Genomic DNA, 21,873 nt, shown 5'->3' with positions numbered 1-21,873 from the left:
CGTGCTGAGCGTTCCGGCGCTGGTGAAGCTGTTCTGATTTTTGCGCTGCAAGGGTCAGAACATTCTGAGATTTGGGTTCAGCGCCGCGCCCGCCGTCCACAAGGCCCAAGGCCGTTGCCATACTGGGTCACCGAGGCCGCCGCACCGCTGGCGGCTTCTTCCTTTGTGTGGCTTTGTGTCTGTCGTTCCTGCGAGGTGCCCATGGGTCTGGCCCTGGTTCAAAGTCGTGCGCTGCTGGGGCTGGCCGCCCCGCGTGTCACCGTGGAAGTGCATCTGGCCAACGGCCTGCCGTCGTTCACGCTGGTGGGTCTGGCCGATGTCGAGGTCAAGGAAGCGCGTGAACGCGTGCGCTCGGCGCTGCTGAACTCCGGGCTGGAGTTCCCGAGCAACAAACGCATCATCGTCAACCTGGCGCCCGCCGACCTGCCCAAGGATTCGGGGCGCTTCGACCTGCCGATTGCGCTGGGCATTCTCGCGGCCAGCGGCCAGATCAATGGCGATGCGCTGGCCGACTACGAATTCGCGGGCGAGCTGTCGCTGTCGGGCGCGCTGCGGCCCGTGCGCGGCGCGCTGGCCACGGCCCTGGCCCTGCACCGCCAGCAGGACGGCGCCCGCCTGGTGCTGCCGCCGGGCAGCGCGCAGGAGGCGGCCTTCGTGCCATCGGCCCAGGTGTTCTGCGCGCACCACCTGCTGGACGTGGTGCGCCGCTTCATCACACGCTCGGCCAATGCCCTGGTGCAGGCGGAGCAGGAACCGGACGATGCCTGCTGCAGCGACGAAAGCGAGGACACCGAAGAGACCGACGAAACCGACGCCTTGCCGGCAGCAGGCGACACCCATACATGCCCCGGCCCGGGCTGGCATGCGGTGCAGCCGCAGCCCGCCGTCGCCGTGCGCAGCAGCCTGGACCTGGCCGAGGTGCGTGGCCAGGCACAGGCACGGCGCGCGCTGGAGATTGCGGCGGCCGGAGGCCACGGCCTGCTGCTGGTGGGGCCGCCGGGTTCGGGCAAGTCCATGCTGGCCCAGCGCTTTGCCGACCTGCTGCCGCCCATGAGCGACGACGAGGCGCTGGAAGCCGCCGCCATCGCCAGCCTGGCCGGCCGCTTCGCGCCCGAGCGCTGGCGCCAGCGCCCCACGGCCAGTCCGCATCACACGGCCAGCGCCGTGGCCCTGGTCGGAGGAGGTTCGCCGCCGCGCCCTGGCGAGATCTCGCAGTCCCATCACGGAGTACTGTTTCTGGACGAATTCCCCGAGTTCGCACGCAGCGCGCTGGAGGCGCTGCGCGAGCCGCTGGAGACCGGCCAGATCACCATCGCCAGAGCCGCCCAGCGCTGCGAATTCCCCGCGCGCTTCCAGCTCGTCGCGGCCATGAATCCCTGCCCTTGCGGCCATTGGGGGTCGACGGTGCAGCGCTGCCGCTGCACGCCCGACAAGGTGGCGCGCTACCAGGCGCGCATCAGCGGCCCGCTGCTGGATCGCATCGACCTGCATGTGGAAGTCGGCGCCCTGCCCCCGCAGGAGCTGCTGGCCGCGCGCTCGGGCGAAACCAGCGAGGCCGTGCGCGAGCGCGTGGTCCAGGCCCGCGCGCTGGCCCTGCAGCGCCAGGGCAGTGCCAACCACCAGCTCCAGGGCCAGGCCCTGGACGACCACCTGGGCCTGTCGCCCGAGGCCCTGGCCTTCGCCCACAAGGCCGCCGCACGCCTGGGCTGGTCGGCCCGCAGCACCCACCGCGCGCTCAAGGTGGCGCGCACCATTGCCGACTTGGCCGGCAGCGCGGCTGTGGAGACCGGGCATGTGGCCGAGGCCATGCAGTATCGGAGGGTGTTGCGGTTGCCTTCATGAGGATCTGCATTGGACGCGGTTGCATGGTTGTCGGAATTATTTCTGATATTCCGAAATTTCCTCCTGAATGAAACGAAGTACTCCTGAATTTCGGAATATTGGAAATTGTTTTGAAAATTCCCTAAGAAATCCTAGAATTTCGGAATATCAGAAATAAAGCCAATCCATCCATGCCGTCTTCCACGCCCATGAACGGCCCGCAGCAGGATCCCCTGCAGCCCGGGGCCGTGGTCATCGCTGACCTGTCCAGGCTCGGCGCCCAGATCCGTGCCATGCGCAAGGCCCAGCACCTGCGCATCGATGACACGGCAGCCCTGTGCGGCGTGTCGCTGGATCTGCTCTCCCGTCTGGAGAACGGCAAGGGCGGCGTGGGCTCCGACAAGCTGCTGGCCGTACTCGACGGGCTGGGTCTCGCCATGGTCATCGCGCCCAAGCAGGACGCCCTGATGGCACGGCTTCCACGGGCCTGAAGCGCACATGGCCACGCCGCCGTCGCTTTCGCTTTCGCTGTGGAACGATGTCGGCACGCACGTGGCCGATGTGACCCATGACCCGCACAACGATCTTTGGGGACTGCGGTATGCGCCTGCATGGCTGGAGCATGGACGGCCTTTCTACTTGGCGCCCTGCCTGCCGCTGGCCGCTCCCGAAGGGGGCTACGACTCGCGCTCCATCCGGCGTTTCATCGAGAACCTGCTGCCTGAAGGCGCGGCGCTGGATGTGGTGGCCAGAAGTCAGGGCATAGGCAAGGGCAACATCTTCGGTCTGATACTCGCCCTCGGCGCCGAGACCACCGGGGCCTTCCGGTTTCAGGCCGATGGCAGCAGGCCCGATCCACAGGCCGCCAATGCCGCTCGCACCATATCGACCGCAGAACTCTCCCAACGCATTGCAGACCGAGAGACACGCCCTTTCATCGAGTGGGATGGCAAAGTGCGCATGTCGGTGGCCGGCTACCAGGACAAGCTGCCCGTGCACGTGGAAGGCGAGAGCGTGCAGGAGGGCTCCATCTTCCTTCCCGACAACGTTCCGTCCACCCACATCCTCAAACCCCAGCCGCGCGACAGCGCGGTGCCGCACATGGTGGTGAACGAGCATTTCTGCATGCGCCTGGCAGCGGCCATGCGCTTGCCTGCAGCCGAGGTGCAGATGCTGCACGTGCCACAGCCGGTGCTGGCAGTCAGGCGCTTTGACCGCGTGCGGCAGGCGCCACAAAGGCGGGTCCTGCGCACCCACATCATCGATGCATGCCAAGCGGGCGATCTGCCCGTCAGCTACAAGTACGAGCACCACATCGGCAGCGTGGGCGATGCCCGGCTATACCGCGACGGCATGAGCTTTCCCCGGCTGTTCGGTCTACTGGAGCACTCGGTGGCGAAGGCTGCGGACAAGCTGGCAATGATCCGATGGGCGTTGTTCCAGATACTGATCGGCAATGGCGACGCACATGGCAAGAACTTCTCCTTCCACGTGCTGCCGCAGGGCCTGGCGACCGCACCCTGGTACGACCTCGTCAGCGTGGCCCAGTATCCCGATGTATCCCAGGAACTGGCCATGGCCTTCGGCGACTGCTTTGCGCTGGAGGAACTCACACCCTTCGAGTTTGCGCATTTCGCGCACCTGTGTGCGATAGACCGCAGGCTGCTCACACGTGAAGCCCAGCGCATGGCCAAGGCAGCCCCTGGTGCGGCGGCCAAGGTTCTGCGCGAATCGCCTTACACGCCAGAAGAACACGCCTTCGCCCAGCGCATCGCCGCCTATGCGACCACCCAGGCCCAAAGACTGGTGGACATCGCCCAGAAGGCAGCAGCCTTGCCTTCCGACCTGTTCTGAGTCTCAGGCAGACGCTGCCGGGACGGCTTCCATGCCCAGGGCCTCTTCGCCCTGCACACCCTCGATCCCCAGCACCTCCACGCACGCATGCAGCGCAGGCGACCAGCCCTGGCGCGCGGGCACGACGAACCAAGTTTCCACGCGGGCGACTTCCTGGGCGAGTGTGCCGGGCAGGGCCGTGATGTGCACGCCGAAGCGGTGCTGCTGGGCCTGGACCACGCTGCGCGGCAGCAGGCCGTAGCCCATGCCGGCGGCCACGCAGCCGAGGATGGCGTCCAGCGATCCCATTTCCATGATGCGTGCGGCCACGCCGCGCGTGGCCAGCAGCAATTCGATGCGCTGGCGGTAGCTGCAGCCCTGGCGGAAGGCCAGGAAGGGCACGGCGCTGAGCTGGGCGGCATCGGGAAAGCGCGGCAGCGCGAATGCGGTGACCAGCACCAGTTCCTCCTCGAAAACCTTCCAGCCCTGCAGCCGCGACTGGGGCGGCATGCCCGAGACGAAGGCGCAGTCCAGCCGCCCTGCCAGCAGGTCAGCCAGCAGCTCGGCCGTGGTGGCCGTGCGCAGCTCCAGGTCCAGGCCGGGCCGGGCCTGGTGCAGGCGCGCCAGCAGCGGCGGCAGGCGCAGCGCAGCCGTGGTTTCCATGGAGCCTATGCGCAGCGCGCCTGCGGCCCGGGCGCTGCCCTGCAGCAGGGCCAGCGCTTCGTCGTGGTCGGCCAGCATGCGCCGCGCGTATTGCTCCAGCAGGCGGCCGGCAGGCGTGGCGTGCACGGGTGCGCTGCGCTCCAGCAACTGCACGCCAGCCTCGTCCTCGAGCTTTTTCACATGGGCAGTCACGTTGGACTGCACGGTGTGCAGTTGCTGCGCGGCGGCGCCGAAGCTGCCGCTGTCGCAGACGGCCAGGAACATGCGCAGGGACTTCAATTGCATCGCGGCTCCAGTGGCATTCATCTTCAATCGAGATCAACGCCATCATTTTGAATCATTGGACATGATGGGCGGCAGCGCCTAATGTATGCCCATCCTCCCCGCATGGCGCCCACTCCCGTGATCCAACGCAACGAAACTTCCCTGCTGCTGACCGGCTTCATGGCCACGCTCAGCGGCGTCGGCCTGGCGCGCTTTGCCTACACGGCGCTGATGCCGCAGATGGTGCATGCCGGCTGGTTCAGCGGCGAGCAGGTGGCCTATCTGGGCGCGGCCAATCTGCTGGGCTATCTGATCGGTGCGCTGGCCGCCGCGCCGCTGGCCGAACGCCTGGGCGCGCTGCGCGTGCTGCTGTGGTGCTGGGTGGCCCTGGCGCTGAGCTTTGCGGCCTGCGCCTGGCCGCTGCCCATGCCCTGGTTCTTTGCCTGGCGCTGCATCTCGGGCATTGGCGGCGCCATCCTGATGGTGCTGGGCCCCTCCGTGGCCCTGGCGGCCACGCCCCTGCAGCGGCGTGCGGCCCTGGGGCCGCTGATGTTCTGCGGCATAGGTGCCGGCGCCCTGCTGTCGGCCACGCTGATACCGCTGCTGGCGCGCCAGAGCCTGGGCGCCGTCTGGTGGGCGCTGGCGGCGGTCTGCGCCTGGGCCGGCTGGCTGGGCTGGCGCCATGTGCGGCGGCTGCCGGTGCCTGCGCCCATCGCCATCACGCCCCATGCCCGGCCCGTGCCCGCCGCGCCCCTGTGGACGCTGCCCGTGGTGCTGGTGATGCTGGCCTATATGACGGACGCCTTCGGCTTTGTGCCGCACACGGTGTTCTGGGTGGACTACCTGGCGCGCGAGTTGCAGTTGGGCGATGCCTATGCCTCCACGCAGTGGGCCGTGTTCGGCCTGGGCGCCATTGCCGGGCCGCTGGTGGCCTCGCTGTGCGCCACGCGCTTTGGCTGGTGGGGCACGACCACGGGCGCCTATGCGGTCAAGACCCTGGCCATTGCCATGCCGCTGTTCTGGGTGGGATTTACGGGGCATGCGACCTCGTCCTTCCTGGTGGGCGCGCTGTCGCCGGGCATGGCGGCCATCACCTCGGGCTACCTGATGCAGCTGATCGGCCCCGTGCAGCACAAGCGCATGTGGGGCTATGCCACGGCGGCCTTTGCGCTGATGCAGGCCGTGTCGGGATATTTCATGGCCTGGAGCTATGCGGGCCTGGGCTCGTACCAGCGCCTGTTCGTCATCGGCAGCGTGTCGCTGCTGCTGGGCACGCTCATGATCGCCGCCAGCCGCGCCAGCGCACGCCGACAGGCCGCCGCATGAGTGCGCGGATTCGAGACAGGAAACAAGGAGTCGTATGAGCACCGCAAAGACCGCGTGGATGGTCCGACTGGGCATGCGCCATCCCATCATCCAGGCCCCCATGGCCGGCACGTCCACGCCCGCGCTGGCGGCTGCCGTCACCGATGCGGGCGGCCTGGGCTCGCTGGGCATTGGCGCCAGCGGAACGGAGCAGGCGCGCCAGCAGATCGTGCAGACGCGCGCGCTGACCTCGGGCGCCGTCAACATCAATCTGTTCTGCCACCGGCCGGCCCGGGCCGATGCGCAGCGCGAGGCCGCCTGGCTGGCCCATCTGGCGCCCGAGTTCGCGCGCTTTGGCGCCACGCCGCCTGCCACGCTCAACGAGATCTACGCCACCGCCGTCGGCAACGCCGCGCTGCAGGCCATGCTGCTGCAGGAGCGGCCCGCCGTGGTGAGCTTTCATTTCGGGCTGCCTGAGCAGGGCTTCATCGACGCGCTGCGCGCGGCCGGCGTCGTGACCCTGGCCAGCGCCACGTCGCTGGACGAGGCGCGCCAGGTGGAGCAGGCCGGTGTCGATGCCATCGTGGCCCAGGGCGTGGAGGCCGGGGGACACCGCGGAACGTTCGATCCCGCGCAGGACCGCATGATGGGCACCTTCGCCCTGGTGCGCGTGCTGGCGCGCAACACGGCCCTGCCGGTGATCGCGGCCGGTGGCATCATGGATGGCGAAGGCATCGCGGCCGCGCTGGGCCTGGGCGCCTGCGCGGCGCAGCTGGGCACGGCCTTCATCCTCTGCCCTGAATCGTCCGCCAGCCCGGCCTACCGTGCCGAGCTGCGCAGCGAACGCGCCCACCACACAGGCATCACCGCCGCCATCTCGGGCCGGCCGGCGCGCGGCATGGTCAACCGGCTGCATGCGCTGGGCGCCAGCCATGGCCAGCCCCTGCCCGACTATCCGCGCGTCTACGACGCAGGCAAGGCGCTGCACCAGGCGGCCTCGGCGCAGGGCAGCTCCGACTACGCAGCCCACTGGGCCGGCCAGGGTGCGCCGCTGGCGCGCGAGATGCCGGCCGCTGCGCTGGTGCAGACGCTGGCCGGCGAGCTGGCGAGCGCTCAGGCAGGCCGCTAGAGCGTGTTATCCACTAAAGTGCCGCCAGCCCCTGCTCCAGATCGGCGATGAGGTCGCGCGGCGACTCCAGACCGATGTGCAGGCGCACCACGGGCCCGCGCGCACTCCAGTCGGTGACGCTGCGCGCCTGCGCCATGTGCGCGGCCGTCGCCAGGCTCTCGTAGCCGCCCCAGGAGGCGCCGATGCCGAAGAGGCGCAGGCCGTCGATGAAGCGGTCCACGGCGGCCTCGGCGGTGCCGGGCTGCAGCTCCAGCGACACCAGGCCGTTGGTGCCCTGGCAGTCGCGCAGCCACAGCGCATGGCCGGGGTGCGTGGGCAGCGCGGGGCAGAACACGGTGGCCACGGCCGGGTGCTGCTGCAGCCAGTGCGCCACCTCCAGCGCATGCGCCTCGTGCATCTGCAGCCGTGCGGCCAGCGAGCGCATGCCGCGCAGCACCAGCCAGGCATCGTCGGGGCTGACCGCCATGCCGAAGGCATCGCAGCGCGCGGCCAGCGGCTCCCAGGCGGCCTCGGTGGTGGCCACGGTGCCCATCATCACGTCGGAGTGGCCTGACAGGTACTTGGTGGCTGCCATCACCGAGACATCGGCCCCCAGCGCCAGCGGCCGGTACTGGCAGCCCGATCCCCAGGTGTTGTCGGCCACGACCAGAGCGCCGCGCGCATGGGCCATGGCCGCCAGCGCGGGCAGGTCGCACATTTCGTAGACCAGCGATCCCGGGCATTCGGCATAGACCATGCGGGTGTTGGGGCGCATGCGCGCCTGGGCGTCGCTGCCATCGGCCGCGAAGAAGTCGTACTCGATGCCGTAGGGCCGCAGCCATTGGCCGGCCAGGTGGCGCACAGGCTGGTAGGCGCTGTCGGTCAGCAGCACATGGTCGCCGGGGCGCAGGTAGCTGAGCAGGGCCATGCCGATGGCCGCCAGGCCGGTGGGCAGCAGCCGCGTGCGGTGGGCGCCTTCCAGCTCGCTGACGGCGTCTTCCAGCGCAAAGCCGGTGGGTGTTCCGCGCGCGCCGTAGCTGAAGATGCGCTCGCCGGCGCGGCGCTCGCGCATCTCGCGCTGCTGTGCCGTGCTCTCGAACAGCACGGTGCTGGCGCGCACCAGGGGCGGGTTGACGGCCGTGCCGCCCGCATAGGCCGGGCGCTTGCCCGCATGCAGCAGCCGGGTCTGCAGGTCCAGCGCGGGGGCGCCAGAGGCCGATGATCCAGGCACGGGGGCGTGTTCGGCAGCCATCAGTCGATCTTCGCGCCCGAGAGCTTGACCACGCGCGACCAGCGCTCCATGTCCTGGCGCAGCTGGGCGGCAAAGGCTTCGGGCGTATTGGCCACGACTTCGCTGCCGCCATCGACGACCAGCTTGGTCACTTCCGGCAGTTGCAGGGTGCGCACGATGGCGTCGTGCAAGAAGGCCACGCGCTCGGGCGGCGTGCCGGCGGGAGCGAAGAAGCCGTACCAGTCCTCGAAGCGCGCATTGCGCAGGCCCAGTTCCTCCAGCGTGGGCACCTTGCCGAACACGCCGATGCGGCGCGGGCTGGTGACGGCCAGCGCACGCACCTGGCCCGCCTGGATCATGCCGGCCACGGACGAGGTGGAGGTGATCAGCACATCGACCTGCTGGCCCAGCAGATCGTTGATGGCCGGCCCCGCGCCCTTGTAGGGCACATGGGTCATGGGCACGCCGTTTTCCTTGGACAGCACCACGCCCACCAGGTGCGACAGCGTGCCGTTGCCGGGCGTGGCATAGGTGACGCGGCCCGGCTCGCCCTTGCTGCGCGCCACCAGGTCGGCAAAGCTCTTGAGGGGCGAGGCCGAGGCGACCACGATGGCCAGCGGCGCCGCGTTGATCTGCGTGATGGGCACGAAGTTCTTGAGCGGATCAAACCCCGGCGCGCTGTACAGCGCGGGGTTCACCGCCATCAGCGAGACCTGGCCCGTGAGCACGGTGTAGCCATCGGGCTTGGCCTCGGCCACGGCCTTGGCGCCGATGTTGCCGCCTGCACCGCCCCGGTTTTCCACCACGGAGGGCTGGCCTGTGGCCTCGGTCAGCCGCGTGGTGACCCAGCGCGTGCTGGCGTCGTTGCCGCCGCCCGGCGGGAAGGGCGAGATGAAGCGGATCGGCTGGGCCGGATAGCCGTTGCGTGCGGCCAGCGGCTCGGCCGTGGCCTGCGAGAGCATGGCCAGGGCCGCGAGGCTGGCGGCCAGCATCCTGGCCAGGGTGGGGATTGCGAACATGTCTTGTCTCCTGTCGTTATGTGATCTGATTTATGTCGCTCTACGGCAAGTCAGCGATATATGGCGCTGCCTTTGCAACTGACGTGACTTTGGCCAGGGGCACCAAGCAAGGGCCTACGCCGGCCGCGCCGCCCCCGCAGCGAGGGTGCCGTCCCCCTCCCGCGCAGCGAGAGAGGGGGAAGCGGCGAAGCCGCTCAGGGGGAGCTTCATGCACTCGGCAGGCGGAAGGCGGCCAGTTCCTGGGCATCGAGCTGCGGCACCAGGCCCGTCTCCCAGGCCAAGTAGCGGCGTGCCGCTTCCTTGTTGCCGTCGTGGCGGTCGTGCACGAAGAACAGGTAGTCGATGCACTCGGCGTCGGTGGGGCTGTCGGGCGTGGCCTCGACGGGCAGGCCGGCCTGCTGCCATGCGGCCAGGCCGCCTTCGAGCAGCAGCGGCGCGGCGCCCTGCAGTTCCAGCGCGGCCCATTGCGCCATGCCGGGCTCATCGGCCACCAGCACGATCTGGCGCGTCTCGCCGGACAGATCGCTGGCCAAGCACGGGCGGATGGACCAGCGGGCCCCGGCGATGTGGCCTGCGCGGTACTTCATGCCCGCGCGCAGATCGACCACGGCCACCTCGCCCTGGCGCATGCGCTCATGCAGGGCCTGCGCCGTGATGCCTGCCAGTGCGGGGGCCTGGGGCAGTTGGGCCGGTGCCAGGTCCAGGCCGCTGTACAGGCCGCTCCGCAGCACGCAGGCGTCATGGCCGAGCTGGCGCAGCCAGCTGGCCACCACGGGGGCGCGCACGCCATCGCTGTCGAACAGCACCAGGCGCGCACCGCGCACGCCCACGTACTGGTCGCCGGCCTGCATGAGCTGGCCGCCGGGCGTGTGCTGGGCGCCGGGCAGCGAGCCGGCCTTGAATTCCTCGGGCGTGCGCACATCGCACAGGAACAGCGTGCGCGCAGCATCCTGGCTCCAGGCGCGCACGGTGTCGGCATCGACCTCGGGCACGTCGAAGCGTTCGGCCAGGGCGCGGGCCTGTGCTTGCAGCGCGCTGCTGGCCGAGTCGTCGCCATAACGCTGCGTGCCGCCGTGCTCCAGCGGCAGGTCGGCCAGGTACCAGCCCTGGGTGCCGTTTTCCAGCGCGTAGACGGGGTTGGGAATGCCCAGGTTGATCAAGGTCTGCGCGCCGATGATGGAGCGCGTGCGGCCCGCGCAATTGACCACGATGGGCGTGGCCGCATCGGGCACCAGGCGGCTCACGCGCAGCGCCAGCTCGCCATTGGGGCAGCAGATGGCGCCGGGGATGTTCATCTTGTGGAACTCGGAGACGGGCCGGCCGTCCAGCACCACCAGGGGCAGGCCCGCCGCCTGGCGCGCCGCCAGCTGCTGGGCCGTGATGCGCGGCGTGCCGTAGGCGTGTTCGGCCAGTTCGCCAAAGGTCTTGGAGGGCAGGTTCACGCCGGCGAACAGCGTGTAGCCCGCAGCACTCCAGGCCTTGGCACCGCCTTCGAGCACGGCGACCTGGGTATAGCCCAGGTCTTCGAGGCGGCGCGCGGCACGCCCGGCCACGCCCGCGCTGGCATCGCCCTCGCCACCGTCGTAGGTGACGACGCGCACCTGCCTGCGCGGCACCAGGCGGGGCACATCCAGCTCCAGCCGGCTGTAGGGCAGGGGCGTGGCGTAGAACAGGTGCGACTCGCCGTACTGGCCGTGCTCGCGCACGTCGAGCAGCGCGATCTCCTGGCCGTCGTGCAGCCAGGATTTGAGGGTGTGGGCGTCAATGGATGCGGTCATTGCATGCGGTCCGGGAAAAAGATCGGCAAGGAATTTCGGGCAAAGCCCTGCCACGCGCGCCCCGTGGGGCGCGCTGCGGCATGGACAGGGAAAAGGCAGGAAGCGGGAGGTAGCGGCCGGAAGGCCTGGGCTCAGCGGCGCGTCTGCACGCCGATGGCCATGGTCTGGCAGGTGCCGGCGGCCAGGTCGTAGCTGGTGCGCTCGTTGAGCGTCTCCAGCGCGCGGCCGTACATGTGCAGGTGGCGGATGACCTGCTCGCCCTGGATCTCCACGGAGTGGATGTCCTCGGGCATGAGGGCGATGCCCTGGCCTGGCGCCACCACCACGAGATCCGTCTCACGCAGCGTGGCCTTGCCGGGGACGGAGCCGTCGTCGGTGCGCTCGTAGACGCGGTTGTGCTCCGTGCCTTCCACGGCGGCAATGCAGGCCCAGGTCGTGTGGTTGTGCGGCACGATGCGCTTGCCCGGGCGCATGACGTTGAGGTACAGCGCATAGCTCTGGTCGGCGTCCTCGGCGATCAGGTAGCGCGCCTGGTGCTCGCCCTCTTCGGGCGCGGCGTAGTCGGCCTGCTGCCAGAAGTCTCGGCGCGCGGCCAGGCCCAGCAGCTGCTGGAGCACGGCGTCCAGGCTGGCGCGCGTGGCAGCGCCTTCGCCAATGGCCTGCTTCATGTTGTCGATGGCCGCTGTCACGGCGGCGCTGCGCTGTTCGGTGATGGTGGTGGTGTTCAAAGGGGGCTCCTTGTCGTCGTTGAAGCCCACTGTAGTGAGGCGTCCGGCCCGCAACAATCCACGCACCCTCAACAAATACTTCAATAAAATTGAAGTATGGAGACGCTTGACCTGGACCTGCTGCGCACCCTGGCCGCCATTGCCAGCCACGACAGCTTTGCCGCCGCCGCCGTGCAGATGGGCCGCACGCAATCGGCCATCACCCAGCAGATGCAGCGGCTGGAGGAGAAGATCGGCCACGCGCTGTTCGAGAAGCAGGGCCGGCAAAAACGCCTCACCGACCACGGCCAGCGCCTGCTGGGCTATGCGCGCCACATGCTGGCCATCCACGACGAGGCGCTGCGCAACCTGCAGCACCGCCAGGTGCAGGGCCTGGTGCGCATTGGCGCGCCCCACGACGCGGCCGACAACATGCTGCCGCCCGTGCTGCAGGAGATCGCGCTGAACTTTCCGGGCATGCAGATCGACATCCATGTGGGGCGCAGCCCGTTCCTGATGGAGTCGCTCAAGCAGGGCGAGCTGGACCTGGCCATCTCCAACCGCGATGACGAAGGCTTCGAGGGCTTTGCCCTGCGCTCCACACCCACGGTGTGGCTGTGCGGCGCGGGCTATGCCCATGACCCGGGCAAGCCCGTACCCCTGGTCATGGCCGACGGGCCCAGCATCTTCCGCCGCCTGGGCTGCGATGCGCTGGATGCGGCCGGCATTGCCTGGACGCCGCGCCACACCTGCACCAGCCTGGTGGGCATACGCGCGGCCCTGCGCGCGGGCCTGGGCGTGACGGCGCGCGGCGTGGAGCAACTGGACCCGGGTCTGCGCGTGCTGGGTGCGGGCGACGGCATGCCGCCGCTGCCGGACCTGGTCTACCGCCTGTACATCCGCAGCCATGTGATCAGCCCCGTCACGCGCCAGATCTTCGAGAACCTGCAGGCACGCATGCGGCTGCCGGCCGGCTGAGGGACAGCGTTGGGGAGGCGGAGGGACGGCAGGCGTGCAGCTTGCCAGCGTTGCTTGTAATGGGACTTATTCTCAAATAACATCCGCGCCACTGCCGCCTCCTCTGCCGGTGTTTTTCGAGCCTTTCCAGGCACTGCGCCATGCCATCTCCCACTCTTGCCCGCACCCATGACTGGTTCCGTGACTGGTTCCGTGACTACGGGCCGCTGATCTCCCGCATCCTCGCCGCGCTGTTCGGCGGCTATGCCGTGGCCGCCCTGGCCAGCGTGGCCGTTGTGGCCCTGCCCGCAGACCGCACGCAGGCGGCGATCTCGGGCACCTTGCTGAGCTTTGCCGTCTACGCGGGCGCGGTGATCTGGGTGTTTGCCGTGCGCAGCGCCACGCGCGCCTGGGCCGGCCTGCTGGTCGCCGCCCTGGTACTGGCGCCTGCCGCGTGGTGGACCTGGGGCAAGGGGCTGGGCGCATGAACACGAACACCACGAACACCCCGGACACCACGAACACGGCAGGCAAGCCCGCCAAGCCCGCGAAAGCGGCCAAGGCACCCGGCATCCGCCAGACCATGTCCGACCTGCACACCTGGGTCGGCCTGCTGCTGGGCTGGTTCCTCTACGCCATGTTCCTCACGGGCACGGTGAGCTATTTCAGGAACGAGATCACGCAGTGGATGCAGCCCGAGCAGCCGCACCAGAGCCAGGCGAGCGAGCCCGCGCTCGTGGCCCAGCGGATCGGCGACGCCATGGCGCATGTGGCGCCGCAAAGCCCGCAATGGCTGATCAACCTGCCCGATGCGCGCAGCACGGTGGCCACGGTGTTCTGGAGCCCGCCGCAGACCGAAAAGGGCGCCAGGCGCCGCTTCGAGAACGGCCGCTTCGACCCGGCCACCGGCACGCGCCTCGAAGGCCCGGTGCGCGAGACGCGCGGCGGCGAGTTCTTCTACCGCTTCCACTTCCAGTTCCACTACATGCCCGTGCTCTGGGGCCGCTATCTGGCGGGGCTGTGCGCCATGTTCATGCTGGTGGCCATCGTCAGCGGGGTGATCACGCACAAGAAGATCTTTGCCGACTTCTTCACCTTCCGCTGGGGCAAGGGCCAGCGCTCCTGGCTGGACGCGCACAACGCGCTGTCCGTGCTGGGCCTGCCCTTTCACCTGATGATCACGTACACCGGCCTGGTGACGCTGGCCCTGATGTACATGCCCTGGGCCAGCCTGGCCACGACCATGACGCCCGAGCAGCGCGTGGTGGCAGGCCAGCAGCTCAGCGCCTTCGTTCCGGCTGGCAAGCCCTCGGGGCAGGCCGCGCCCCTGGCACCGCTGGCCGACATGGTGCGCCAGGCCGAGCAGCGCTGGGGCGCGGGCCAGGTGGAGCGCCTGAACGTCAACCTGCCCGGCGATGCCAAGGCCAGCGTGGTCGTGGTGCGCGGCGACAACGGCCGCGTCTCCATCAGCCCGCAGTTCATGACGTTCGACGGCGTCAGCGGCCAGCTGCTGCAGGCCCAGGACAGCGTGGGCGCCGCCGCCGAGACGCGCGGCGTGCTCTATGCGCTGCACATGGGCCGCTTCGGCGACCTGCCCACGCGCTGGCTGTACTTCATCGTCAGCCTTGCGGGCACGGCCATGGTGGGAACAGGACTGGTGCTGTGGAACGTCAAGCGGCGCAGCAAGCTGCCCGACCCGGACAGGCCGCATTTCGGCTTCCGGCTCGTGGAACGGCTGAACATCGCCACCATAGCCGGCCTGTCCATCGGCATGGCCGGCATGCTCTGGGCCAATCGCCTGCTGCCGGTGGAGATGGCGCAGCGCGCCGAGTGGGAGGTGCACGCCATGTTCATCGCCTGGGGTGCCACCCTGTTCTGGGCGATGGGCCGGCCCGCCAGGCGGGCCTGGATCGAGTTGCTGTGGGCCGGCGCCGCCGTTCTGGCCCTGCTGCCCGTGGTCAACGCGCTGACCACGGATCGCGGCCTCTTGGCCAGCCTGCGCGCGGGCGACTGGGTGTTTGCCGGCATGGACCTCATGCTGCTGGCCCTGGCCGCACTGCATGCCCATCTGGCCCTGCGCACCCAGCGCCACCAGCCCAAGGCCAAACCGGTGCGCGCCGCCCGGCCCGCGCCCAAGTCAGCCGCCGCTACAGCAGCCGCCACGGCTGTGGCCGCCACAGCAGCGGCCGCCGCAGCGGAGACCAGCGCATGAGCATGGCCCATCTGTTCTGTCAGCTGCTGGCCCTGGGCGCCTTCGCCTGCCTGGCCCTGGCCATGGACCGCCACCAGAGCGACCTGTTCGGCAAGGAACTGCCACCCGCCCGCACACGGCGCCTGCGCGCGGCCGGCTGGGTGCTGCTGGCGCTGTCGCTGTGGGCGGCGCTGCAGGTGGAGCCCTGGTCGCTGGGGCTGGTGGCCTGGTTCGGCCACATCAGCGCAGCCGCCGCCATCGTGCTGCTGTCCATGGTGGCGCGCGAGCGGCTGCGCTGACGCCCCTCCCGGCGCCTTCAGAGAAACATTCCCCCCGAGGCCTCGATGCGCTGGCCCTGCACCCAGCCCATGCCGGGCTGCAGCAGGGCGGCCATCACGGGGCCGATGTCGTCGGGCTGGCCCACGCGGCCCAGCGCCGTCTGGCTGGCCAGGGCCGCGCCTACCTGTGCATCGTCGCGCACACGGCCGCCGCCAAAATCCGTGGCAATCGCCCCCGGCGCCACCGTGTTGACGCGAATGCCGCGCGCCCCCAGCTCGCGCGCCAGGTAGCGCGTCAGCACCTCCACGCCGCCCTTCATGGCCGCATAGGCCGCATAACCGGGCTGGGTGAAGCGCGTGAGCCCGCTGGACAGGTGGATGATGCTGCCGCCGTCGCGCAGCAGGGGCAGCAGGTGCTGGCTCAGGAAGAACGGCGCCTTCAGGTGGATGGCGAACAGTTCGTCGAACTGCGCCTCGGTGGTGGTGGCGAATGGCGCGTTGATGCCGATGCCGGCGTTGTGCACCAGCGCATCGAGGCGGTCGGCCTGCCAGGTCTCGGCCAGGACCCTGCGCACGCGGGCCGCAAAGTCCGCAAAGCCCGCGCTGCGCGCCACGTCCAGCTGCAGGGCGGCGGCCCGCCCGCCCAGCGCCTCGATGGCGGCCACGGCGGCCTGGGCCTCGTCGGCACGCTCGCGGTAGGTCAGCACCACGTCCAGGCCCTGGCGCGCCAGATGCTCGGCCGTATTGCGGCCCAGGCCGCGGCTGCCGCCCGTGACGAGGACGATGCGGCGGGCGGCAGAGGAAGAAGCGGTCGAAGGAGAAGCTGTCATGGCGGACCTCGTTAGGTGGTTTGCAATGACAGCGACTGTATTGAAGGTCTATTTTTGGATAAATTGGCTGTTTCTGATTTATTTGTTCGTCCCATGCAAACAATCAAGCTTCTGGAGCAGATGCAGATCTTCAGCCGCGTGGCCGAGATGGCCAGCTTCACGCGTGCGGCCGACAGCATGGGCCTGCCCAAGGCCAGCGTCTCCCAGGCCGTGCAGCAACTGGAGGCGCGGCTGGGCACGCGGCTGCTGCACCGGACCACGCGGCGCGTGCAGCTCACCCAGGACGGCCAGGCCTGCTACGAACGCTGCCAGGACCTGCTGGCCGACGTGGACGAATTCCAGGGCCAGTTCCAGCAGGCCGGCGACGCGCCGCTGCAGGGCAAGGTGCGGCTGGACATGACCACGGGCCTGGCGCGCCACGTCGTCATGCCCTTGCTGCCGCAACTGCTGCAAAGCCATCCGGCGCTGGAGCTGGAACTGAGCTGCACCGAGCGCCGCGTGGACCTGGTGCGCGAAGGCTTCGACTGCGTGCTGCGCCTGGGCCCCGTGGACGAGCCCGGGCTGGTCGCCCGCCCGCTGGGCCGGCTGGCGCTTGTCACCTGCGCCAGCCCCGGCTATGCGCAGGCCCACGGCCTGCCGGCCACGCTGGCCGACCTGGGCGGACACCGGCTGGTGCATTACCAGCGCACGCTGGGCGCGCGGCCGCTGGGCTTCGAGTACGAAGAGGACGGCCAGGCACTCAGCCTGCCCATGGCGGGCGCGCTCACCGTGAACAACGCCGAGGCCTATCTCTCGGCCTGCCAGGCCGGCCTGGGCCTGATCCAGGTCCCGCGCCTGGCCGTGCAGCCGCTGCTGGACGCAGGGGAACTGGTCGAGGTGTTGCCCCGCCATCCGCCCCCGCCCATGCCCTTGCACCTGGTCTATGCCCACCGCCGCCAATTGCCACGCCGCGTGCGCGTGCTTATGGACTGGCTGGCACAGGCCATACAGCCCTGGACACTCGACGCTGGCCTGCCCGAAAAGCAATAGGCGATGGCCCGCCGGACTCGGCCAGCGTCATTTTGCTTATCACTAATCCGTATCAAGACAAAGGTTCGCGCCTGCCCCTTTTGACGCCATTTACCGGACAATAGCGACCTTGCCCCGGTCACCGGCCGCCACGAAGCAGCGGCAACGCGCACACCGCGCCTGCCCCCTGTGCTTCCCGCCACCGCGTGCCTGAATGGCACTGACCTCTCATTGCAACGTCCCGGCGGGCACTGCCTGCCCCGAATTCACCGTATTGCCAACATGAGTGCTTTTCTTGAAGAACGCGTGCTGTCCGTCCACCACTGGACCGACCGCCTTTTCTCCTTCACCACCACCCGTGACACTGCGCTGCGCTTTTCCAACGGCCATTTCACGATGATCGGCCTGAAGGTCGACGGCAAGAACCTGCTGCGCGCCTACTCCATTGCCAGCCCCAATTACGAGGAGCACCTGGAGTTCCTGTCCATCAAGGTGCCCGACGGCCCGCTGACCTCGCGCCTGCAGAACATCAAGGTGGGCGACACCATCATCGTCGGCAAGAAGCCCACGGGCACGCTGCTGATCGACTACCTGCTGCCCGGCAAGAACCTGTACCTGATCGGCACCGGCACGGGCCTGGCCCCCTGGCTGGCCGTGGCGCGCGACCCCGAGACCTACGAGCGCTACGAGAAGGTGGTCGTGGTGCACGGCGTGCGCCATGCCAACGAGCTGGCCTACCAGGAGCTGTTCGAGAAGGAACTGCCCGAGCACGAGTTCCTCGGCGAGATCGTCAAGGACAAGCTCATCTACTACCCCACGGTGACGCGCGAGCCCTTCCGCAACCAGGGCCGCATCTCCAACCAGATCACGGCCGGAACCTTCCCGCAGAACATCGGCCTGCCCGAGCTCAACCCCGAGACCGACCGCGTCATGTTGTGCGGCAGCCCCGCCATGCTGAACGAACTCAAGGAGCTGCTGGAGCACCGCGGCTTCAAGGAAGGCAACACCACCACGCCCGGCGACTTCGTGGTCGAGCGCGCCTTCGTCGAGAAGTAAAGCCCACGACACCCCGTGGCGGGGCGGCTGCCGATAATCGGCGCATGCCGCCCTCCTCCCTTCCTTCAGCCCCGCCAGGCGACGAAGACCGCAACTTCATCGTCGCACTGGCGCGCGGGCTGGACGTGCTGTCGTGCTTTCGCTCCGGCGAGAAGCTGCTGGGCAACCAGGACATCGCCAGGCGCTGCGGACTGCCCAAGTCCACGGTCTCGCGCCTGACGCACACGCTGACCACGCTGGGTTACCTCATCCATGTGCCCGAAGAGGGCAAATACCGCCTGGGCACGGCCACGCTGGCGCTGGGCAGCGCCATGCTCTCGCGCCTGGACGTGCGCCAGATCGCGCGCCCGCTGATGCGCAAGCTGGCGGCCGCCACCGATGCCGAGGTGGCCCTGGCCACGCGCGACCGGCACAACATGGTCTACATCGAGCACTGCCCCAGCGCGCGCTTCATGCACCGCGACCTGGACATGGGCTCGCGCATTCCCCTGGCCACCACGGCCGTGGGCCGCGCCTGGCTGGCCGCCAGCCCCGCATCCGAGCGCCAGCGCGCGCTGGACTACCTGCAATCGCACGCCCCCGAGCAATGGGCCGCCGCACAGGCCCAGCTGCCGCTATGGCCGGAGGCAGGCAACCAGCCCCAGCCCTGGCTGTCGCGCTCGTTCGGCGACTGGCAGCCCGAGGTCAACGCCATTGCCCTGGCCTTCTCGCCGGGGCGCGGCCTGCCGCTGATGGCCGTCAGCCTGGGCGGGCCCTCGCGCTTCGTCACGGCCGACGCACTGCGCCAGGACGGCGTGCCCGCGCTGCAGCGCATGGTGCGGCGGCTGCAGCAGGACATCGACAGGGCCTGAACGCCTGTCCCGCAGGTGCCCGCGCGGTACCGCTCAGCACGGCAAAGTAGCCAAGACGACAGCGTGCACGGTGCCGGCGCCCTAGCATGCAGGTGTTGCTCAACCACCAGAAACCCAAGCCAGGAGACATACAGCATGAGCGTGAAAGCATTGTTCGACCTCACGGGCAAGACCGCCCTGATCACCGGAGGCTCGCGCGGCCTGGGCCTGCAGATGGCCGAGGCGCTGGGCGAGATGGGCGCCCGGCTCGCCATCACGGCGCGCAAGTCCGACGAGCTGGCCGAAGCCAAGGCCCACCTGCAGGGCCTTGGCTACCAGGTCGAGACCTTCACCAACGACCTGCAGAAGTTCGACACCATCCCCGCCCTGGTCGAGGACGTGCTGGCGCGCTGCGGCGACATCGACATCCTCGTCAACAACGCGGGCGCCACCTGGGGCGCCAAGGCCGAGGAATACCCGGACGAGGCCTGGAACAAGGTCATGAACCTCAACGTCTCCGCACCCTTCTTCCTCACCCGCGAAGTGGCCAGGCGCGTGATGATCCCCAAGGGCCGGGGCAACGTGATCATCACGGCCTCGGTCGCCGCCTTCAAGGGCACGCCGCCCGGCATGAACACCGTGGCCTACAACACCTCCAAGGCGGCCGCCGTGCACCTGGCGCGCACCCTGGCCTCGGAATGGGGCCACTACGGCATCCGCGTCAACTCCATCTGCCCGGGCTTTTTCCCCAGCAAGCTGGCCAACGGCCTCATCGACAAACTCGGCGACCAGCTCATCGCCCGCGCCCCGCTGCGACGCATCGGCGGCGAGGAGGACCTCAAGGGCGCCGTGGTCTACCTGGCGTCCGATGCGTCTCGGCACATGACGGGGCAGGCGTTGGTGCTGGATGGTGGAGCGAGCTTGTTGTAAACAACGCTGCCCTGCAATGAGAAAGGCCCCTGTACCGCGGTGCAGGGGCCTTTCTTACGTGAGCCGCTGCGCAGCGACTCAGCATGTCTTCTTCAAGCCTGCAGAGCAAAGGGCTCGATGGACTCCAGGTCGTCGCCTATGGCCTCGCGCGCGATATCGGCGTCGTACTGGCTTTGCAGATTCATCCAGAACTCCACGGACGTGCCGAAGAAGCGCGCCAGGCGCAGCGCCGTATCCGCGGTGATGGAGCGGCCGTTCTTGACGATGGCCGCGATGCGTGTCTGCGGGACATGGATGGCCTGGGCCAGGCGGTATTGCGTCAGGCCCATGGGCTCCAGGAATTCAGTGGCCAGGATTTCGCCTGGCGTGGGGAGGTTCAAAGGTTTGTTCATGGTCAGCACTCCTGCGCCAGATCCAGGATCAACGCTTTCGCTTCAGTGGTAATCGACGATCTCCAGCTCACTCGGGCCTTCATGGGTCCACACAAAGCACACGCGCCACTGGTCATTGATGCGGATGCTGTGCTGCCCCTTGCGATCTCCGTGCAGCGCCTCCAGCCGGTTTCCGGGCGGGACCCTCAAGTCCTGAAGCACATGAGCGGCATGCAGCATCCGAAGCTTGCGCAGCGCAACCACTTCAATGCTGCTCCACCGACGCACCCTCCTCTGCTGGAACAGTTGCTCGGTGTCGGGGCACTTGAATGACTGGATCGTCATGGAAGCAAATAATAACGCATCGCGTCAGTAACGTCAAACGTAATTACCGGGCCACTGAGTCCACAAGAAAGCGCCTGGGCCAGATCAAGCTGGCACCAGGCGCTTTCGGTCGAAAAACTGAGCAGCGCTCTACTTGTTCGCCACCGTCATCACCGCCTCGATCTTGCCGTCGCGCACAGCGGCACCGCGTTCCGTGGTCAACGTGCCGCCACGCTCATCCACGCCCTTGACGCCGCCGGGGTTCACGTCGGGGCGCAGGGATTTGTAGGCCTCGTCGAGCTTGGCGTGGATGGCCTTGGTGTCCGAGGCCGAGCCGGCCAGCTGCATGGCCTTGACGGTGGCGTGCACGGCTGTGTAGTTCCACTGCGCCTCCGAGCCCGGGATGCGGCCCGGGTAGACCTTGCCGAAGCGTTCGACGAAGGCCTTGTTCTCGGGCTTGGTGTCCTCGGAGACGGGCATGACGCCGATGGCGCCTTCCAGCGGCGCATAGCCCCCGACCACGCGGGCCATTTCGTCGAGCTTGGCCTGGTCCATGACCACGAAACCGCCCTTGAAACCCAGCTCGCGCGCCTGCTTGACGACCAGGGCCGTGGGCTCGGAGGCTCCGCCCACGAAGAGCACATCGGGCTTTTCGGCCAGGGCCTTGCTCACGCCGCTGTAGAAATCGGTGGCGCGGTTGTAGCTCATGGCGTTCTCGGCCACCACGGTGCCGCCCAGCTTTTCCCAGCCGGGCTTGAAGGCAGCGACCCAGGCCTTGGCGTAGTCGTGGTCGGCGCCCACCAGGGCCACCTTCTTGCCGAAGCGGCCCATCACGTACTTGGAGAACGGGTCGATGTACGAGGTGAACTCGGGCGGGATGCGCAGGGTCAGCTTGTTGCCCCGGTTGGTGATCTGCGGCACCGAGCTGTAGGCCAGCACGATGAAGTTGCTGCGCTCGTTGGTGGTCTGCAGCGCGAAGATGCCGCCCGAATGCGGCACCAGGATGGCCGCCGTCTTGTGCTGCTGCACCAGGCGCTGGGCGTTGATCGCGGTCTCGGACGGGTTGTACTTGTCGTCCAGCGGAACGATCTCGATCTTGACCTTCTTGCCACCGATCTCGGGCGCTGCGGCATTGATCTCGGAGACGGCCATCTGCATGCCGTCGAGCACGTTCTTGCCGTACTGGGCAGCGCCGCCCGACAGCGGGCCGGAGTAGCCGATCTTGACCACCTCCTGCGCCAGCGCGGGGCCGGCGGCGGCCACGGCGGCGCAGGCCAGGGCCAGCGTGCCCACCCTGCGGCGGGTCAATGGTGCGAATGCTGTCATGTCTGTCTCCTTGGATCGTTGGTGGTGGTGGCTTGGGTAGAGG

The 21,873-nt window shown here is 68.8% G+C and carries 22 protein-coding genes; 13 read left to right on the top strand and 9 right to left on the bottom strand.

The window, feature by feature from the left end:
• Positions 1-201: 201 nt before the first annotated feature.
• From ACF8ML_RS10605 to ACF8ML_RS10595, 3 genes are all read left to right on the top strand, one after another.
• Positions 202-1,842: a YifB family Mg chelatase-like AAA ATPase gene (locus ACF8ML_RS10605; protein WP_392407100.1), complete on the top strand. Its 1,641-nt coding sequence runs from the start codon at positions 202-204 to the stop codon at positions 1,840-1,842.
• A gap of 170 nt (positions 1,843-2,012) precedes the next feature.
• Entirely contained in the window at positions 2,013-2,312 is a 300-nt protein-coding gene (locus ACF8ML_RS10600) for a helix-turn-helix domain-containing protein (RefSeq protein WP_016448653.1), read from the top strand.
• Between the two features lie 7 nt (positions 2,313-2,319).
• On the top strand, positions 2,320-3,675 hold the full coding sequence (locus tag ACF8ML_RS10595; RefSeq protein ID WP_392407099.1) for a HipA domain-containing protein: 1,356 nt from the start codon (positions 2,320-2,322) through the stop codon (positions 3,673-3,675).
• 3 nt (positions 3,676-3,678) lie between these two features.
• Here ACF8ML_RS10595 and ACF8ML_RS10590 read toward each other — a convergent pair whose 3' ends face one another.
• Positions 3,679-4,602 carry a LysR family transcriptional regulator gene (locus tag ACF8ML_RS10590; protein WP_017405297.1) on the bottom strand — a complete coding sequence of 308 codons (924 nt, stop codon included), beginning with the start codon at positions 4,600-4,602 and terminating at the stop codon, positions 3,679-3,681.
• 102 nt (positions 4,603-4,704) lie between these two features.
• On the opposite strand from ACF8ML_RS10590, the gene ACF8ML_RS10585 reads away from it, so the two are divergent.
• Both ACF8ML_RS10585 and ACF8ML_RS10580 read left to right on the top strand, forming a co-directional pair.
• Positions 4,705-5,907, top strand: coding sequence for a YbfB/YjiJ family MFS transporter (locus ACF8ML_RS10585; RefSeq protein WP_289815026.1), 1,203 nt, complete (start codon positions 4,705-4,707; stop codon positions 5,905-5,907).
• A 34-nt stretch (positions 5,908-5,941) separates the two neighbouring features.
• Positions 5,942-7,015, top strand: a complete 1,074-nt coding sequence (locus tag ACF8ML_RS10580) for an NAD(P)H-dependent flavin oxidoreductase (protein WP_392407098.1) — start codon at positions 5,942-5,944, stop codon at positions 7,013-7,015.
• Positions 7,016-7,028: 13 nt separating this feature from the next.
• Here the strand turns inward: ACF8ML_RS10580 and metC are convergent, their stop codons facing one another.
• The 4 genes from metC to ACF8ML_RS10560 form a co-directional block, all read right to left on the bottom strand.
• The gene (gene metC, locus ACF8ML_RS10575; protein WP_392407097.1) at positions 7,029-8,246 is read right to left on the bottom strand and encodes a cystathionine beta-lyase; all 1,218 of its coding nucleotides are present in this window, start codon (positions 8,244-8,246) and stop codon (positions 7,029-7,031) included.
• Positions 8,246-9,244 carry a tripartite tricarboxylate transporter substrate binding protein gene (locus ACF8ML_RS10570; RefSeq protein WP_016448659.1) on the bottom strand — a complete coding sequence of 333 codons (999 nt, stop codon included), beginning with the start codon at positions 9,242-9,244 and terminating at the stop codon, positions 8,246-8,248. Before ACF8ML_RS10570 ends, metC begins: the two co-directional genes overlap by 1 nt.
• A 206-nt stretch (positions 9,245-9,450) precedes the next feature.
• Positions 9,451-11,022: a rhodanese-like domain-containing protein gene (locus ACF8ML_RS10565; RefSeq protein WP_392407096.1), complete on the bottom strand. Its 1,572-nt coding sequence runs from the start codon at positions 11,020-11,022 to the stop codon at positions 9,451-9,453.
• Positions 11,023-11,153: 131 nt separating this feature from the next.
• On the bottom strand, positions 11,154-11,690 hold the full coding sequence (locus ACF8ML_RS10560) for a cysteine dioxygenase family protein (protein WP_046986944.1): 537 nt from the start codon (positions 11,688-11,690) through the stop codon (positions 11,154-11,156).
• A gap of 156 nt (positions 11,691-11,846) precedes the next feature.
• On the opposite strand from ACF8ML_RS10560, the gene ACF8ML_RS10555 reads away from it, so the two are divergent.
• The 4 genes from ACF8ML_RS10555 (at position 11,847) to ACF8ML_RS10540 (ending at position 15,176) form a co-directional block, all read left to right on the top strand.
• Positions 11,847-12,707: a LysR substrate-binding domain-containing protein gene (locus ACF8ML_RS10555; RefSeq protein ID WP_392407095.1), complete on the top strand. Its 861-nt coding sequence runs from the start codon at positions 11,847-11,849 to the stop codon at positions 12,705-12,707.
• 140 nt (positions 12,708-12,847) lie between these two features.
• Positions 12,848-13,174 carry a DUF3649 domain-containing protein gene (locus tag ACF8ML_RS10550; protein ID WP_016452138.1) on the top strand — a complete coding sequence of 109 codons (327 nt, stop codon included), beginning with the start codon at positions 12,848-12,850 and terminating at the stop codon, positions 13,172-13,174.
• The gene (locus ACF8ML_RS10545) at positions 13,171-14,898 is read left to right on the top strand and encodes a PepSY-associated TM helix domain-containing protein (RefSeq protein ID WP_392407094.1); all 1,728 of its coding nucleotides are present in this window, start codon (positions 13,171-13,173) and stop codon (positions 14,896-14,898) included. Before ACF8ML_RS10550 ends, ACF8ML_RS10545 begins: the two co-directional genes overlap by 4 nt.
• Complete coding sequence (locus ACF8ML_RS10540; RefSeq protein ID WP_016452140.1) at positions 14,895-15,176, top strand: DUF3325 domain-containing protein; 282 nt, start codon at positions 14,895-14,897, stop codon at positions 15,174-15,176. Before ACF8ML_RS10545 ends, ACF8ML_RS10540 begins: the two co-directional genes overlap by 4 nt.
• 17 nt (positions 15,177-15,193) lie before the next feature.
• Here the strand turns inward: ACF8ML_RS10540 and ACF8ML_RS10535 are convergent, their stop codons facing one another.
• Positions 15,194-15,985 carry an SDR family NAD(P)-dependent oxidoreductase gene (locus ACF8ML_RS10535; protein ID WP_392407093.1) on the bottom strand — a complete coding sequence of 264 codons (792 nt, stop codon included), beginning with the start codon at positions 15,983-15,985 and terminating at the stop codon, positions 15,194-15,196.
• Between the two features lie 93 nt (positions 15,986-16,078).
• On the opposite strand from ACF8ML_RS10535, the gene ACF8ML_RS10530 reads away from it, so the two are divergent.
• The 4 genes from ACF8ML_RS10530 to ACF8ML_RS10515 all read left to right on the top strand — a co-directional run bounded on the left by ACF8ML_RS10530 (position 16,079) and on the right by ACF8ML_RS10515 (position 19,809).
• Positions 16,079-17,014 carry a LysR family transcriptional regulator gene (locus ACF8ML_RS10530; protein WP_392407092.1) on the top strand — a complete coding sequence of 312 codons (936 nt, stop codon included), beginning with the start codon at positions 16,079-16,081 and terminating at the stop codon, positions 17,012-17,014.
• 261 nt (positions 17,015-17,275) lie between these two features.
• The gene (locus ACF8ML_RS10525; RefSeq protein WP_016448667.1) at positions 17,276-18,049 is read left to right on the top strand and encodes a ferredoxin--NADP reductase; all 774 of its coding nucleotides are present in this window, start codon (positions 17,276-17,278) and stop codon (positions 18,047-18,049) included.
• A gap of 44 nt (positions 18,050-18,093) precedes the next feature.
• Complete coding sequence (locus ACF8ML_RS10520; RefSeq protein ID WP_016448668.1) at positions 18,094-18,900, top strand: IclR family transcriptional regulator; 807 nt, start codon at positions 18,094-18,096, stop codon at positions 18,898-18,900.
• A 135-nt stretch (positions 18,901-19,035) separates the two neighbouring features.
• Positions 19,036-19,809, top strand: a complete 774-nt coding sequence (locus ACF8ML_RS10515) for an SDR family oxidoreductase (protein ID WP_016448669.1) — start codon at positions 19,036-19,038, stop codon at positions 19,807-19,809.
• Between the two features lie 92 nt (positions 19,810-19,901).
• On the opposite strand, the gene ACF8ML_RS10510 is transcribed toward ACF8ML_RS10515, so the two are convergent.
• The 3 genes from ACF8ML_RS10510 to ACF8ML_RS10500 form a co-directional block, all read right to left on the bottom strand.
• On the bottom strand, positions 19,902-20,201 hold the full coding sequence (locus ACF8ML_RS10510; RefSeq protein ID WP_013800141.1) for a HigA family addiction module antitoxin: 300 nt from the start codon (positions 20,199-20,201) through the stop codon (positions 19,902-19,904).
• 42 nt (positions 20,202-20,243) lie between these two features.
• Positions 20,244-20,525: a type II toxin-antitoxin system RelE/ParE family toxin gene (locus ACF8ML_RS10505; RefSeq protein WP_013800140.1), complete on the bottom strand. Its 282-nt coding sequence runs from the start codon at positions 20,523-20,525 to the stop codon at positions 20,244-20,246.
• A 129-nt stretch (positions 20,526-20,654) separates the two neighbouring features.
• Positions 20,655-21,830 carry an ABC transporter substrate-binding protein gene (locus tag ACF8ML_RS10500; RefSeq protein WP_013800139.1) on the bottom strand — a complete coding sequence of 392 codons (1,176 nt, stop codon included), beginning with the start codon at positions 21,828-21,830 and terminating at the stop codon, positions 20,655-20,657.
• Positions 21,831-21,873 lie beyond the last annotated feature (43 nt).

It is taken from the genome of Delftia sp. WSY_10 (genome assembly GCF_043104705.1).
In the GTDB taxonomy this organism is placed as follows: Bacteria; Pseudomonadota; Gammaproteobacteria; order Burkholderiales; family Burkholderiaceae_C; genus Comamonas; species Comamonas tsuruhatensis.
The sequence above is the reverse complement of the archived record's forward strand: the minus strand, read 5'-3'. Positions and strand labels throughout refer to the sequence as shown.